Source organism: Salinilacustrithrix flava, assembly GCF_041228405.1.
Classification (GTDB): Bacteria; Actinomycetota; Acidimicrobiia; order Acidimicrobiales; family Salinilacustritrichaceae; genus Salinilacustrithrix; species Salinilacustrithrix flava.
The window spans coordinates 2,167,021-2,181,892 of sequence record NZ_CP133888.1; the positions used below are offsets into that span (position 1 = coordinate 2,167,021).

Here is a 14,872-nt window from a genome sequence, read left to right on the forward strand (position 1 = left end):
CGTCGTCGACTTGACCCACCGGTCAAGGTAGTCGTCGGGCGCCGTGCAGGGAATCGGGCGATCCGCTGCCAGGCTGTGCCGATGCTCGGCTGGGTCCCACGGTGGTTGCGTGCGGCCTTCGGGGTGCTCGTGATGGCCCTGGTCATCTGGTTCCTGGTGATCCCGCAGTTCGGCCAGGCCGAGCGGGCTCTCGACGCCATCACCGGCGTGCACATGGGCTACGTCCTGCTCGGCGGCGTGCTGGTGGCGGCGTCCATTGCCGGCCAGGCCGAGCTGGTGCGGGCGATCCTCCCCGCAGGTCAGCGCCCGAGCCTGTCGGACATGGTCCGCATGGAGCTGGCCACGACCGCGGTGAGCCACACCGTGCCGGGCGGGACCGCAGCCGGCACCGCCCTCGGCTACCGGCTCCTCACCCAGGCCGGCGTGCAGGGCACGTCCGCGGGCTTCGCGCTCGGGGTGCGGGGCATCGGCTCCGCCCTCGTGCTCAACCTCATCCTCTGGCTCGCCCTGCTCGTCTCCATCCCGACCCAGGGCTTCGACGGCCGGTACACGACGGCTGCCGTGCTGGGGTCCGGTCTCCTCACCGCGGTCGGGGCGGTGGTCATCGGGCTGCTCCGCTCGCCCCAGGCGACCACCCGGGTCGTGGCGCGGGTCCTGCGACCCATCCCGTTCGTGGACGCCGACGCGGTGCCCCGCGTCGTCGGCCGGCTCTCCGACCAGCTGCGCGAGCTGGTCTCGGACCGCCGCCTCGCCGTGCGGGCGGTGGCCTGGGCCGCCGCGTACTGGCTCGGCCAGGCCGCTGCCCTCTGGGTGCTGCTGCTGGCGTTCGAGTGGACCGGCCACCCGGTGTCGGTGCTGGTCGCGTTCGGGCTCGTGAACGTGCTCGCCGCCCTGCCCGTGACACCCCGGGGCCTGGGGGTGCTCGAAGCGGTGCTCATCCCGATGCTCGTGGGCTTCGGCGCACCCGCCTACATCGCGACCCTCGGCGTCATCAGCTGGCGCCTCCTGTCGTTCTGGGCGCCCATCCCGCTCGGCACCCTCGCCTACGTCTCGATCCGCCTGCGCCAGCCGGGCGTGCAGCCCGACGCCGAGGACGCCGCCGACGAGCTCGGCACGGCGGGACGGGAGCACCGTGAGCCGTGGACGGAATGGGCCGACCGCCACGCGATCCGCCGGCGGCGCTGAGCCGCACGGCCGCACCGCCGCCGGGCGATGGCATCCTGGGCGGCTGCCATGGGACCAACCGCCCCGTCTCCCGCCACGCTCCGCGAGCGCCTCGATGAGGCCTCGATCGCCGACGCGCACCGGCTCGGTCGGCGGCTCGGGAACCTGAAGCGGAAGAAGGGCCAGGCCCGCCAGGAGGCCCTCGGCTCGATCGCCGCCGAGCTGGAGCGGTCCATCGCCGCCGTGGAGGCCAAGCGGTCCTCCGCGGTCGTGCCGACGTATCCCGACGAGCTGCCGATCACCGCCCGGCACGACGAGCTGCTCGAGGTCCTGCGCGACCACCAGGTCGTGATCGTCGCCGGCGAGACCGGGTCGGGCAAGAGCACGCAGCTGCCCAAGCTCTGCCTGGAGCTGGGTCGCGGCGTGCGGGGTCTCATCGGCCACACCCAGCCGCGCCGGATCGCGGCCCGGTCGGTGTCGGAGCGGGTGGCCGAGGAGCTCGGCGTGGAGGTCGGCGGCCAGGTCGGCTACGCCGTGCGCTTCACCGACCAGGTCGGCCCCGACACCCGGCTCAAGGTGATGACCGACGGCATCCTGCTGAACGAGCTCCAGCGGGACCGGCTGCTGCTCGGCTACGACACGATCATCGTCGACGAGGCCCACGAGCGCAGCCTCAACATCGACTTCATCCTCGGCTACCTCAAGGAGCTGCTGCCGAGGCGGCCGGACCTCAAGGTCGTCGTCACCTCCGCCACCATCGACACCGAGCGCTTCGCCGAGCACTTCGCCGACGAGCGGGGCCCGGCGCCGATCATCGAGGTGTCGGGCCGCACCTACCCCGTGGAGCTCCGCTACCGGCCCGACGACGACGGCCAGCCGCCCCAGGACACCGTGCAGGCCGTGGCCGACGCCGTGCAGGAGCTGGTGCGCGAAGGTCCCGGCGACGTGCTCGTGTTCGCGTCGGGGGAGCGGGAGATCCGGGACATGGCCGACGCGGTCGAGGGCCTCCGGCTGCCCGGCACCGAGGTCCTGCCGCTGTTCGCCCGGCTCTCCTCGGCTGAGCAGCACCGGGTGTTCGCCCGCCACACGAAGCGGCGGGTGGTCATCGCCACCAACATCGCCGAGACCTCGATCACGGTCCCGGGCATCCGCTACGTCGTGGACCCGGGCACGGCACGGATCTCCCGCTACAGCAAGCGGACCAAGGTGCAGCGCCTGCCGATCGAGGCGATCTCGCAGGCCAGCGCCGATCAGCGCGCCGGACGCTGCGGTCGGGTCGCGCCCGGCATCTGCATCCGCCTCTACGCCGAGGACGACTACGACAGCCGCCCGGAGTTCACCGAGCCCGAGATCCTGCGGACGAACCTGGCCTCGGTCATCCTGCAGATGACGGCGATCGGCCTCGGCGACGTCGAGTCGTTCCCCTTCGTCGAGCCCCCCGACCGCCGCAACGTGGCCGACGGCGTCCTCCTCCTCGAGGAGCTCGGGGCCCTCGAGCCCGACCGGCCGGCCCACGACCGCCGGCTCACCGAGATCGGCACCAAGCTGGCCCGCCTGCCCCTCGACCCCAGCCTCGGACGCATGGTGCTCGAGGCCGAACGGAACCGGTGCGTGCACGAGGTCATGGTCATCGTGGCCGGCCTCTCCATCCAGGACCCGCGCGAGCGCCCCACCGGCCAGGAGGAGCGGGCCGGTCAGCTCCACGCCCGGTTCCGGGTGCCCGGTTCCGACTTCCTCGGCTACCTCGCTCTCTGGGACCACGTGAAGGAGCGCCAGCGCGAGCTGTCGTCGTCGAGGTTCCGGCGGGAGTGCCGCGACGAGCTGCTGCACTTCGTGCGGCTCCGGGAGTGGCAGGACGTCTACACCCAGATCCGCCAGGTGGTGCGCAGCCTCAAGATCGGCATCGACCGGGGCGGCGCGGACGCCGACGCCATCCACCGCGCCCTGCTCGCCGGGCTGCTCGCCAACGTCGGCAACCGCGACGACAGCGAGGAGCCGACCCCGGCGAAGGGGTCGGGACGTCGGGGCCCGAAGGGCCCGGTCGAGTACGTCGGGCCCCGCAACGCGCGCTTCGCCCTCGGCCGCGGGTCGGTGCTGTCGAAGAGCCCGCCCCGCTGGGTGATGGTGGCCGAGATCGTGGAGACCAACCGGCTGTGGGCCCGCACCGCCGCCACCATCCAGCCGTCGTGGATCGAGCAGGCCGCCGGCCACCTGGTCACCCGCACCTACGACGAGCCCCACTGGAACCCCGACCGTGGTGCCGCCCAGGTCATCGAGCGGGTCCGGCTGCGCGCCCTCACCATCGTGGAGGGCCGGGCGATCAACCTCGATCGCGTCGACCGTGCCATGGCGCGGGAGCTGTTCATCCTCCACGCGCTGGTGCGGGGCGAGTGGGAGAGCCACCACGGGTTCGTCCAGCGCAACGCCGACCGGGTCGCCGAGGTCCGGGCGATGGAGGACCGGGCCCGACGGCGGGACATCCTCGTCGGCGAGGACGACGTGTTCGACGTCTTCGACGCCCGCATCCCGGACCACGTCACCGACGTCCGCCGCTTCGACCGGTGGTGGCGCGACGCCCAGCAGGACCAGCCCGACCTGCTCGACCTCACCGTCGCCGACCTGGTCGTGCCCGGTGCCACCGACGTCGACGACACCGCCTTCCCCGACCGGTGGGAGGACGCGCCCGCCGAGATCCGCATCGACTACGAGTTCGAGCCGGGACAGGCATCGGACGGCACGACCTTCGAGGTGCCGGTCGCCGTGCTGAACCGCACCGACCCCGCGCCCTTCGAGTGGCTCGTCCCCGGACTGCGCCACGAGCTCGTGACCAGCCTCATCAAGGCCCTGCCCAAGCAGGTCCGTCGCTCCCTCGTGCCGGCACCCGACCGGGCCGCCGAAGTGCTCGAGCGCGTCGGCCCGGACGACGGACCGCTGCGCGAGGTCGTGGCGGCCGAGCTGAGCCGGATGGCCGGCGTGCCCGTGACCCCGGACATGTGGTCGGACCTCGTGCTGCCCGGCCACCTCCGTCCCCGCTACCGCGTCGTGGGCGAGGGGCGCACGCTCGCCGAGGGCGACGACCTGCGCGAGCTGGAGCGCCGGCTCCGGGCCCACGTGCGCGCCACGGTCGTGTCCCAGGCGCCCGAGCTGGAGCGCAGCGGCCTCACGTCGTGGTCCTTCGGGACCCTGCCGCGGGTGGTGGAGTCCACCGTCGACGGGTTCACCGTGCAGGGCTACCCGGCCGTGATCGACACCCAGGACTCCGTCGGGGTGCGCATCCTCGCGTCGGTCGACCAGCAGCGGGCCCTGCACTGGAACGGCGTCCGCCGGCTGCTCGCCCTGCAGCTGGGGAAGCCGGCTCGCGCCCTGCAGAAGCGGCTCGACGCTCGGGTGCTCCTCGGTCTCACCGCCGCGCCCCACGGGACGGTCACGGCCGCGGTCGACGACGCGCTCCACGGCGTGCTCGACGCGCTCCTGCTCGATGCCGGCGGCCCGCCCTTCGACGAGGACGGCTACGTCGCCCTCCGCCGGCGGGTGCAGGACCGCTGGCTCGACGACCTGGTGATCGCGGTGACGACGCTGTCGGGCGTGGTGCAGCACGCCGAGCGCCTACGCGAGCGGCTGGCACAGCCGGCGCCGACCTCGTGGTCGGCCTCGCTGGACGACGTCACCCACCAGCTCACCCGGCTGGTGTTCGACGGCATGGTCGTCAGCATCGGCACCGATCGGCTCGCCCACCTGCCCCGCTACCTGGATGCGATCGACGCCCGCCTCGACAAGCTGCGGGAGGGGCCGGCCAAGGACGTCGAGCGACTCCGGACCATCGCCCGCCTGGAGGCCGAGCACGCCGAGGCGGTCTCGGTCCACGGCCTGACCGCGGCGCTCGACGACGTGCGCTGGCTGATCGAGGAGCTGCGCGTCCAGCTCTTCGCCCAGCAGCTCGGCACCGCGGTGTCGGTGAGCGAGAAGCGCATCCGCGAGCGCCTCCAGCGCATCAGGTGAGCTGGGCCAGCGCGCGCTCGGTGCCGGCGACGTAGCCGCCGCCGAACTTGATGGCGTGCACGACGAGGGGCGCCAGCTGGTGCAGCGGCACCCGCGCTTCCCAGCCGTCGGCCAGCGGGTGCACGTCGTCGTAGGTGGCGAAGCAGCCGGCGCCGAACCCGCCGAAGAGACGCATCATCGCGAGGTCGAACTCGCGATGGCCGCCGTGGGCGGCCGGGTCGATCAGCCAGCTGCGTCCGTCGCGGTCGACGAGGCGGTTGCCGGCCCACAGGTCGCCGTGCAGCCGGGCCGGTGGTTCGGCCGGACCGCCGAGGTCGTCGAGCCGGGCGGCGACCCGCTCGAGGTCGGCGATCGCTGCGTCCGGCAGGGCGCGGCCATCCCGCGCCAGGCGGGCCAGCGGGAGGAGGCGCTGCGTGGCGTAGAACTCGGCCCACGTCTCGCAGGGCTCGTTGGGCAGGCCCCGGCTGCCGGTGGTGCGGCGGTCCTCGCGCCCGAACGCCGGCGCACCGGCGAGGTGGAGCTCGGCCAACCCGCGACCGAGGTCGGCCTCGGTGTCCGGACCGGGCCGACCCTCGTCGATCCACTCGAGGGCGAGGAACGGCGGGTCGTCGGACACCGCCAGCACCTCGGGCACCAGCACCGAGCCCACGTCGCGCAACCAGCGCAGGCCGGTGGCCTCGGTGGTGAAGAACCCGGGGGGCGGGTCGTGGTGGGTCTTGACGAAGACGCGGCGCCCGTCGTCCAGCTCGGCCCGGGAGGCGGCGGCGACGTCCCCGCCCGACACGGCGGCGAGGGTCACCGGCTCGGCGCCGAGCGCGGCAGCGATCGCGGTTCGGAGGACCTCGTCCACCCAGGCGACCGTACCGCCCGGCTCGGTGCCGCCCTGTCCGATCTGTCACGATCTCCGGTGATGTTGGACCTCACGGTCGCCTCGATCCCGATCTACTTCGGGACGATGGCCGCCGAGCACCGCTACCTGCGGGCGCGCGCCGCCGAGCAGGGCCCCGGCCCGGCCGACTACACGCCCCAGGACACGGCGACGTCACTGGCGATGGGCCTCGGCTCGCTGGCGATCCCGCTGGTGCTGCCGAAGCTGGTTCGCCACGTGGTGCCGGGGAAGGGCCGGTACGGCAAGGTGCTCGTCGGCGTCGCAGCGGCCGCTGCCGTCGCGACGACGGTGGCCGATCGCCTGGTCGAGCGGGCCGATCGCTCCGACGACGAGGCCGCACCGACCACGCGCCAGCGCCTCGGTCGCCTCGCTCGGCGGGCCCGCCGGGTCACCGGCCCGGTTGCGGTCGGCGCCGGTGCGCTGGCCGTCACGACGTCGTTCGCGGCCCGGACGAACGCCGACGAGCAGTGGGCGGCCGGCGGCGCGGACCGGGACAGGGGCACCGGGCCGCTGCCGTGGTTCGTCGCCATCGCCGGGTGGGACTTCCTCTACTACTGGAACCACCGGTTCATGCACGAGGTCCGGGCGCTGTGGGCGATCCACGTCGTCCACCACTCCTCGGAGCGATACAACCTGTCCACCGCGCTGCGCCAGCCCGTCGCCGACGTGCTCGGGCTGTGGCTGCCGTACGGCGTCATGGCTCGCTTCGGCATCCGACCGCACCTGCTCACCCAGGCTCGTGCGCTCAACCTGCTCTACCAGTACTGGGTGCACACCGAGACGATCCGCACGCTCGGCACGGCCGAGGAGGTGCTGAACACCCCGTCGCACCACCGGGTGCACCACGGCTCCCAGCGCCAGTACCTCGACCGCAACCACGGGTCGATCCTGATCGTCTGGGACCGCCTGTTCGGCACCTTCGAGCGCGAGGACGAACGGGTCGTCTACGGGCTCACGACCAACATCGAGACGTACAACCCGGTGAAGGTGGCCACCCACGAGTACCGCGACATCGTGCGGGACGTCGCCGGCTCGACCTCGTGGCGGGACCGCCTCGGCTTCGTCCTGCGGGGCCCGGGCTGGGCCCACGAGCGCCACCGCCAGCTGGCGGCCGAGGGCGACGCCATCGTGGACGACCCGGACGAGGCCGTCACCGCCGCCTGACGACCGAAATCCCGTGGATCCGTCACCGCCGGTGGTTCGGATCAACGGAATTTTCAGCGGGGGGCTACCAGGAGATCTCGATCTCGATCTCGTTGCCGTCGTCCCCGACCTCGACCTCGACCGAGAAGGTGACCTCGTTGGGCACCTTGACCGACGTCTTGAGCCCGTCGAGGTCGAAGGCGATCTCGTTGTGGCGGGACAGCTGGTCGGCGATCTCGCGCAGCTTGTCGGCGGCGGCCTCCCGGCCCATGGTCTGCTCGGACTCGTGCTCGATCATGGCGCCAGTCTCGCAGTCAGAGCCCGGCTTCGGTGAGCGCCTGCTCCGTCCGCTCCCGACCGAGCTCGATGAGCTCGGGCGCACGGTGGAACTCGAAGGTGCGGGCGCTGGCCTTGGGGATGGCGACGAGGACGTCGGGCGGGTAGCCGGCGAGCTTGTAGCTGGTGAGGGTCGCCTGCATGACCTCGTAGGCGAGGTTGACGATGTCGAGGCGGCCGACGTCGGCGATGTCGACCCCGGCGGGTGGCGGGCGATCGCTCGGGTCATCCCGGCTCAGCATCGCTCGCACCGCCTCCCAGTCGAAGAAGCGGGCGGCCCGTTGGCGCAGGCCCGGCGCATCGACCGGACCGCCCACCGCGTCGTCCTCGAGCACCGGGGTGGTGATCGGCGCGCTCGGGCGGGTGGGGGAGTGGCGGCGGACCTCGCCGGAGAGGTGCACGGCGATGGTGATGTCGGCGTTGGCCGACAGCGTCGGCAGGATCGGCACCGGGTTCATGAGCGCGCCGTCGACCAGCAGCTGGTCCCCGGAGACCACCGGGGTGAACAGCGACGGGATGGCGATCGACGCGCGGATGGCGTTGCTGAGCGAGCCCTCCTGGAACCACACCTCGCGGTGGGCGAGCAGGTCGGTGGCGACCGCGGTGAACGCGATGGGGAGGTCCTCGATCTGCAGGTCGCCCACCATCTCGCGCACGATGGCGAAGACCTTCTCCCCACGGATGGCCCCGCCGGCCGACAGCGACAGATCGACCAGGCGCAGCACGTCGAGCTGGCGGAGCCCGGTGACCCACGCCGTGTACTCGTCGAGGCAGCCCGCAGCGTGCACCCCTCCCACCAGCGCGCCCATGGACGAACCAGCGATCGACACGATGTCGAAGCCGCGCTCGAGGATGACCTGGAGCGCGCCGATGTGGGCGTACCCGCGCGCACCACCGCTGCCGAGCACCACGGCAGCCGTGGTGCGGCCGGTCTCAGCCGCCATGGTCGGTCAGCTTGGCCTTCACCATCGCGGAGACGCGCTTGCCCTCGGCCCGACCCGCCACGGCGGCCATCGTCGCGTTCATGGCTTGGCCCATCTGCGAGGGCTCGGTGAACCCACCGGCGGCCAGGGCCTCGTCGACGAGGGCCTCGAGCTCGTCGTCACCCAGCTCCTCGGGGAGGTACGCCGACAGGATCGCCCGCTCGTCCAGCTCCCGCTGGGCCTGCTCCTCGCGCCCGGCAGCCTGGAAGGCCTCGGCGGCCTCGTCCCGTCGCTTCACCTGCGTGCGCAGGACCTTGGCGACGTCGTCGTCGCTGAGCTCCCGGGCCTGCTTGCCGGAGACCGCCTCCTCGCGGACGGCGGAGATGGCCATGCGCAGCGTGGCCACCCGCACCTCGTCGCGCGCCTTCATCGCGTCGGTCAGGTCCTGCTGCATGCGCTGGGCGAGATCGCTCATCGGGTTCCTCCGGGTCGGGTGCCCCGAGCCTGCCCCACGTGGCACCGATCCGCCATGGCTCCGACAGCAGCGGCGGACGGGAGCTGCCGTACGATCGCCCGGGACGACGATCGGCGGAGACCCGTGGCCCTCGAAGCATCCCCAGATCCAGACCGGCGTGCACCGCCCCTGGTGGCGCTCCGCCAGCCGGTCGAGCCGGCCCGTCTGCGCGCCACGATCGCGGGCCGACCCGTCTTCGAGGAGGCGTCGGTGGTCGTGCTCACCGATCGGTCGCTCCTCGTCGAGGTGCGCGACGCGGTGACCGCCCTGGCCTTCAGCGTCGCCCCCGAGGTCATCGCCATCGTGGACTTCGGCGGGGGCACCATCACCTGGGCGACCGAGCCGAGCCGCCGCGAGGGCGACGCGACCGGCTCGCGACAGCTGGAGCTGGTGCTGCGCGAGCGGCGCTGAGCCTGTCGCTCCCGGGGGTCGGTCACGACGGTCCTAGAGTCCGGCCATGGCAGCCGCCTCCTCCTCCGATCCGAGCAGCTACGACGAGCTCGGCCTGTTCCACGAGAACGCCGAAGAAGCCGGCCTGGACTGGCACGGCCCGCCGACCGTGCGCCGGGTCGAGACCGACCTCGGCGGCGGACGCATGCTCAGCGGCCTGCGCTGGGGCTCCGATGCGCCCCAGGTCGTGCTCCTCCACGGCGGCGGCCAGAACGCCCACACGTGGGACACCGTGGCCCTCGCCCTCGGCCGGCCGCTGCTCGCACTGGATCTCCCCGGTCACGGGCACAGCGGCGACGTGGACCCGACCCGACCGGTGGGGCCGCGGTCCTTCGCCGAGGACGTCGCGGTCGCCGTCCGCGAGCACGCACCGAACGCAGCCGCGGTCGTGGGCATGTCGCTCGGGGGCCTGACCGCGCTCGAGGTCACCGTGGTGGCCCCAGAGCTCGTCCGCCGCCTCGTGATGGTCGACGTCACCCCCGGCGCCGACCGGGAGAAGGCCTCCGACGTGGTCGCCTTCCTCGCCGGACCCGAGTCCTTCGAGAGCTTCGACGAGATCCTCGAGCGGACCGTCGCCTTCAACCCCACCCGCAGCGAGTCGTCACTGCGGCGGGGCATCCTGCACAACGCCGTCCAGCGCGACGACGGCCGATGGGTGTGGCGGCACCAGCGCACCCAGCTGGTCGAGGGTCAGCGCGCCGATCTCGACTTCGCCGCGATGTGGGACGACCTGGCCGCCGTCGACGTGCCCCTGCTGCTGCTGATCGGCGACCGCTCCCCGGTGGTGGACGAGACCGACCGAGCGCTGTTCGCCGAGCGCCAGCCCGATGCCGACATCGTCACCGTCGCCGACGCCGGCCACTCCATCCAGGGCGACCAGCCCCTGGTGCTGGCCGAGCACCTGGACCGGTTCCTCGACCGCTGAACGGCCGGTTGCCGCGCTGCCGCGGCACGGGTGGCCCATCATGGGCTGGTGCGTCGCGCCCTCGCCGCCGCCCTTCTCGGCATCAGCCTGTGGATCGGGTCCCTCGCCTGGTCCGGCTTCCTGCTGACGCGCACCGTCCTCGACCCGGATCGCTCCGAGCGCGTCGCCGAGGCGCTCTACGAGGACGAGGCGGTCCGGGCCCGCCTGGCGGCCAACGTCGCCGACGGCGTGCAGGCCTCGCTGCCCGAGGGGTTCCCGGTCGATGACGCCACCGTCGAGGCCGGCGCCGCCCAGGCGCTCGAGTCTCCGGCGGTCGAGGCCGTCTTCGTCGATGCGTTCGTCCGCACGCACCAAGCGATGCTCGGCGAGGGCGACGTGCCGCGCACGGTCGACCCCGGTGCGTTCGGCAGCGCCGGCCGCGATGCGCTCGTCGCCGCCCGACCGGAGCTGGACGGCGTGCTCCCGGCCGCCCCCCAGGTCGCGGTCTCGCTGCCGACCGAGCGGGTGCCGAACCTCGGCCCGGTTCGCAGGGGCCTGCTGACCGCGGTGCCGATCCTGGCCGGCGTGGCCGCGGTCGGCGCGCTCCTCGCCCTGGTCATCACCTCGAACCGGCCGGCGGTGATCCGGCGCGCCGGGATCTGGGCCGTCATGCTGTCCGCCCTCGTGCTCGCGGTCGCGTACGGCATCCCGGCGCTCGCCGGGCGCGTGGCGCCCGATCAGTCCGAGGTCATCGCCGCCCTGGTCGGGGCGATGGTGGCCGAGACCCGGTTGCCCGCCATCGCCCTGGGCGCCCTCGGTGCGGCCGGCATCGTGCTCTCCCTGTTCTGGCGGGCCGCGCCTGCGCTGCTGGCCGAACCCGCGCCCCCGCAGCGTCGCCCCCGTCGCGAACCCCGCCTCGTCGGCGGACCACCGCCCCGCCGGGACATCTCCCGGCCGGCGTCCCGCCCGGCGCCAGCCGTGCCGCCCCGCCGGCCGGATGCATCGCCGACCACCGTCCAGCCCCGTCCCCAGGGTCGGCGCCACCCGGAGCTCGACGCGGATCCGACGCAGGTCGGTGCGTCGCCGTCGCGTCCAGGACCGGGGGACGGGGGCAACGCCGACCTGACCACGCAGCAGGACGTGCCGTCGCCGCCGGCGGGCCCGACCCGGTGGGTCGCCGGGGTCGGCTGGGTGGTGGAGTCCGCCGAGCACATCCCGCCGGAGGCCCGGTGGGTGCCCGGCGTCGGCTACGTGATCGAGGAGGGCTGAGGCTCGCTGGCCGACTCGTGGACGTGCTGGCCGGCCTCGCCGCGCGCCACGTTGAGGAACCGCTCGATGCCGGCGACCGCGGCGTCGGTGCGGTTCCCGGAGAACACGTCGAACGCGTGCTGCGCCCCCGGGTACTCGACGTAGACGACGGGCTGCTTCGACTCGGCTCGCAGCATGTCGACCATGGACCGGGCCTGGGCGACCGGCACGAGGCTGTCGTTGGTCCCGTGCAGCAGCATCATCGGCACGGCGTGGTCGCCGACGTGGGTCATGGGCGAGGCCTGCTCGTACACGTCCCGAGCGGACTGGAAGGGCTGCTTGACCACCCGGTCGACCAGCAGCTTGGTGAGGTCGTCGCGGCCGGTGCCGTCGCGGTTGAGCCAGTCGTAGACGCCGTAGAACGGGACCGCGGCCTGCACTGCGGTGTCGGCGTCCTCGAAGCCGGGCTGGAACTGCGGGTCGTTCGGGGTGAGCGCGGCGAGGGCGCACAGGTGGCCGCCGGCCGAGCCGCCGGTGAGCGCGACCCAGCTCGGGTCGCCGCCGTGGTCGGCGATGTTGTCCTTCACCCACGCCAGGGCCCGCTTGACGTCGACGATGTGGTCGGGCCAGGTCGCTCGGGGGCTGAGCCGGTAGGTGACCGAGACGCAGACCCAACCCCGCTCCACGAGGTGGGCCATCAGCGGGTACGCCTGGCCCTCCTTGTCCCCGAGGACCCAGGCGCCTCCGTGCACCTGCACCACGACCGGTGCGCCGGCGTCGGCGGGCAGGTCGGGTCGCTTCCACACGTCGAGGGTGGTCCGCCGGCCGTACTCGCTGTACTGGATGTGGCCGCTGTCGACGTAGCGCTTGCGCACCGAGCGGGTGGGCAGGGTGGGGAGCTTGGTGCGGGTCGCCTCGACGGGAGATTCCGCCATGCGGCTGCGGTAGTCGTCGCCGAGCTGGTCCCGGAGCGCACGCTCGACGAGCTGCTGGGCGTCGGTCGACTGCTGGTGGACCTTCCACAGGGTCGCCATCGACGCCGCCGTGAGGGCGAGCCCGGCCTTCCCGGCCAGCGTCCGGTGCGATCCCCGGGCGATCGCCCAGGCCATCGACGCCGCGTGGAGTGCCATGTGCGGCCGGGGCAGCTCCGAGCCCGGGAGCCCCCAGGCGAAGGAGGGGAGGCTGAGGGGGCCCGACCGGGAGATCGGGTTGCGGGCGTTGGCGGCGTGCAGCGCCCGCATCGAGCTCGAGAGCAGGTACTTCGTGCCTCGTTCCATCCGGTCACCCTCGCACCCGATGCGGCGGGGCCGCCACCCCGTCGCGGGCGACGTCAGCGGGCGGCTCGGCTCGGGGCCACCCGCGGCGGTTCGTCCGGCATCTTGGGGTAGACGGGCGGCCACGGCGCATCGTGCAACCCGGCCTGGCGGTCGGCTGCGGAGCGGGCGAGCAGGGGCTCGAGCGACTGGGTGACGTCGTCGATGCCATCCCACGGGTCGCCGTTCTCCTCCACCCTCGGCGGGACGGTCTCCATCGTCAGCACGTCGGGGTGGATCTGGTCGAGCTCGTCCCAGCGGAAGGGCGTGCTCACCTGCGCGCCGGGCCGGGCCCGGACCGACCAGGCGCCGAACACCGTCTTGTGCGGCGCGTTCTGGTTGAAGTCGACGAAGACGCGGCTGCCGCGCTCCTCCTTCCACCACCCCGCGGTGATCAGCTCCGGTCGCCGGCGCTCCAGCTCCCGGGCCACCGCCACGGCGCCGAGGCGGACGTCGTAGGAGTCCCAGCCCGGGCCGATCGGGACGTGCACGTGGATGCCCCGGTTGCCGGTGGTCTTGGGGAACGACGCGAGGCCGTCCTCGTCGAGCAGCCGGCGCAGCTCCTGGGCCGCCTCGCGCAGCATCGGGAAGTCCACGCCGGGGGAGGGGTCGAGGTCGATGCGGAGCTCGTCGGTGGTCCCCGGGTCGTCGGCCCGGCACGGCCACGGGTGGAAGCCGAGGCAGCCCATGTTCACCGCCCAGGCGACGTGGGCCATGTCCTCCAGCACCATCGCGTTCGACGTGGTGCCGTTGGGGGTGCTCATGGTCGTCGTGCGCAGCCACCCTGGCGCGCCCTTCGGCACCCGCTTCTGGAAGAAGGACTTGGCACCCACGCCGTCGGGGAACCGCTGCAGCAGGGTCGGCCGCCCGCCCACGGCCCGCAGGAAGGGTTCCTCCACGGCCAGGTAGTACTCGACCAGGTCGAGCTTGGTCTCGCCGCGCTCCGGGAAGAAGGCCTTGTCGGGGCTGGTGATGCGCACCGTGCGGCCGCTGATCTCGAGCTCGACGGCGTCGGAGGTCGCCATCGGCGGGACGGTAGCGGCCTACGGTGCGAGAGGTGACCGAGGTGCAGGTGCTGGGGAACCCCGCAGCGCGGGGCGGGACGGGAGACGTCGAGCGCGTCGTCGACGAGATCCGCGCCGGTGGGCGGCGAGCAGCCCTCCTCCGGGCGGACTCGGCCGAGGCCTCGGCGGCCGCCGCCCGCGGCGCGGTGGCGGACGGCCACGATCGCCTGGTCGTCGTCGGCGGCGACGGCCTCGTGCGCATCGCCGTGGACGCCGTCGCCGAGTCGGGGATCGGGCTCGGCATCGTCCCCCAGGGCACCGGGAACGACTTCGCCCGTGCGCTCGGCCTGCTCGACGGGAAGCTCGACGAACACGTGCGCCGGGCACTCGCCGCCCCGGTGCCGGTCGACGCCATGCGGACGAACCACGGCTGGGTGGCGAGCGTGGCCACCTTCGGCTTCAGCGGCGACGTGACCGATCGGGCCAACGGCCTGCGCTGGCCACGCGGACAGCAGCGCTACACGGTGGCCACGGTGCTCCAGATGCCACGGCTCCGCACGATCCGCGCCCGCATCACGGTCGACGGCACGACCCACGACGCCGACACCACGATGCTCTCGATCGGGAACACGGCCTACTTCGGCGGCGGCATGCGCATCTGCCCCGACGCCCAGCCCGCCGACGGCCTCCTCCACGCGGTCGTGATCGGCGACGTCGGCCGGGGCACGTTCCTGCGCGTCTTCCCGCGAGTCTTCCGGGGCGGCCACGTGAAGCACCCAGACGTCGCGACCTACCGCGGTCGCACCGTGGTGGTCGAGGCCGCCGATGCCGACGCCCCGGCGGTGGAGATGTGGGCCGACGGCGACCTGCTCGGCCCGCTCCCCGTCACCTGCGAGGTCGTGCCCGGCGCGCTCCGGATCGCCGGTGCCCGGGTCTGACCCACGCCCCAGCGTTCTGGCAGCGGCTGCGGAACGCGTTCCGCGGC

At 73.5% G+C, this 14,872-nt stretch carries 13 protein-coding genes; 7 read left to right on the forward strand and 6 right to left on the reverse strand.

Annotation, left to right across the window (positions count from 1 at the left end; genetic code table 11):
* Window positions 1-81: 81 nt before the first annotated feature.
* Window positions 82-1,185, forward strand: a complete 1,104-nt coding sequence (locus RGQ06_RS10720; protein WP_432428997.1) for a lysylphosphatidylglycerol synthase transmembrane domain-containing protein — start codon at window positions 82-84, stop codon at window positions 1,183-1,185.
* Between the two features lie 48 nt (window positions 1,186-1,233).
* The gene (gene hrpA / locus RGQ06_RS10725; protein ID WP_432428996.1) at window positions 1,234-5,163 is read left to right on the forward strand and encodes an ATP-dependent RNA helicase HrpA; all 3,930 of its coding nucleotides are present in this window, start codon (window positions 1,234-1,236) and stop codon (window positions 5,161-5,163) included.
* On the opposite strand, the gene RGQ06_RS10730 is transcribed toward hrpA, so the two are convergent.
* A complete protein-coding gene (locus RGQ06_RS10730; protein ID WP_432428995.1) occupies window positions 5,156-6,013 on the reverse strand; it encodes a fructosamine kinase family protein in 858 nt (285 codons plus the stop codon). The two genes, hrpA and RGQ06_RS10730, sit on opposite strands and share 8 nt — an antisense overlap.
* A gap of 60 nt (window positions 6,014-6,073) precedes the next feature.
* Between RGQ06_RS10730 and RGQ06_RS10735 the strand changes: the two genes are divergently transcribed.
* Complete coding sequence (locus RGQ06_RS10735) at window positions 6,074-7,216, forward strand: sterol desaturase family protein (protein ID WP_432428994.1); 1,143 nt, start codon at window positions 6,074-6,076, stop codon at window positions 7,214-7,216.
* Between the two features lie 64 nt (window positions 7,217-7,280).
* On the opposite strand, the gene RGQ06_RS10740 is transcribed toward RGQ06_RS10735, so the two are convergent.
* The 3 genes from RGQ06_RS10740 to RGQ06_RS10750 are packed head-to-tail and all read right to left on the reverse strand — an operon-like array spanning window position 7,281 to window position 8,929.
* The gene (locus RGQ06_RS10740) at window positions 7,281-7,493 is read right to left on the reverse strand and encodes an amphi-Trp domain-containing protein (protein ID WP_432428993.1); all 213 of its coding nucleotides are present in this window, start codon (window positions 7,491-7,493) and stop codon (window positions 7,281-7,283) included.
* Window positions 7,494-7,509: 16 nt separating this feature from the next.
* The gene (locus RGQ06_RS10745) at window positions 7,510-8,475 is read right to left on the reverse strand and encodes a patatin-like phospholipase family protein (protein ID WP_432428992.1); all 966 of its coding nucleotides are present in this window, start codon (window positions 8,473-8,475) and stop codon (window positions 7,510-7,512) included.
* Window positions 8,465-8,929, reverse strand: coding sequence for a GatB/YqeY domain-containing protein (locus RGQ06_RS10750; protein ID WP_432428991.1), 465 nt, complete (start codon window positions 8,927-8,929; stop codon window positions 8,465-8,467). Before RGQ06_RS10750 ends, RGQ06_RS10745 begins: the two co-directional genes overlap by 11 nt.
* A gap of 171 nt (window positions 8,930-9,100) precedes the next feature.
* On the opposite strand from RGQ06_RS10750, the gene RGQ06_RS10755 reads away from it, so the two are divergent.
* The 3 genes from RGQ06_RS10755 to RGQ06_RS10765 are packed head-to-tail and all read left to right on the forward strand — an operon-like array spanning window position 9,101 to window position 11,591.
* The gene (locus tag RGQ06_RS10755; protein ID WP_432428990.1) at window positions 9,101-9,379 is read left to right on the forward strand and encodes a hypothetical protein; all 279 of its coding nucleotides are present in this window, start codon (window positions 9,101-9,103) and stop codon (window positions 9,377-9,379) included.
* 46 nt (window positions 9,380-9,425) lie between these two features.
* Window positions 9,426-10,343 (forward strand): alpha/beta fold hydrolase, encoded by a 918-nt coding sequence (locus RGQ06_RS10760; protein ID WP_432428989.1) that lies wholly within the window; start codon window positions 9,426-9,428, stop codon window positions 10,341-10,343.
* Window positions 10,344-10,391: 48 nt separating this feature from the next.
* Window positions 10,392-11,591 (forward strand): hypothetical protein, encoded by a 1,200-nt coding sequence (locus tag RGQ06_RS10765; RefSeq protein ID WP_432428988.1) that lies wholly within the window; start codon window positions 10,392-10,394, stop codon window positions 11,589-11,591.
* On the opposite strand, the gene RGQ06_RS10770 is transcribed toward RGQ06_RS10765, so the two are convergent.
* Together RGQ06_RS10770 and ligD are read right to left on the reverse strand one after the other, a co-directional pair.
* On the reverse strand, window positions 11,570-12,847 hold the full coding sequence (locus tag RGQ06_RS10770) for an alpha/beta hydrolase fold domain-containing protein (RefSeq protein ID WP_432428987.1): 1,278 nt from the start codon (window positions 12,845-12,847) through the stop codon (window positions 11,570-11,572). The genes RGQ06_RS10765 and RGQ06_RS10770 overlap by 22 nt on opposite strands.
* A gap of 53 nt (window positions 12,848-12,900) precedes the next feature.
* On the reverse strand, window positions 12,901-13,908 hold the full coding sequence (gene ligD, locus RGQ06_RS10775) for a non-homologous end-joining DNA ligase (RefSeq protein ID WP_432428986.1): 1,008 nt from the start codon (window positions 13,906-13,908) through the stop codon (window positions 12,901-12,903).
* Between the two features lie 32 nt (window positions 13,909-13,940).
* Between ligD and RGQ06_RS10780 the strand changes: the two genes are divergently transcribed.
* Window positions 13,941-14,825 carry a diacylglycerol/lipid kinase family protein gene (locus RGQ06_RS10780; protein ID WP_432428985.1) on the forward strand — a complete coding sequence of 295 codons (885 nt, stop codon included), beginning with the start codon at window positions 13,941-13,943 and terminating at the stop codon, window positions 14,823-14,825.
* Window positions 14,826-14,872: the final 47 nt, after the last annotated feature.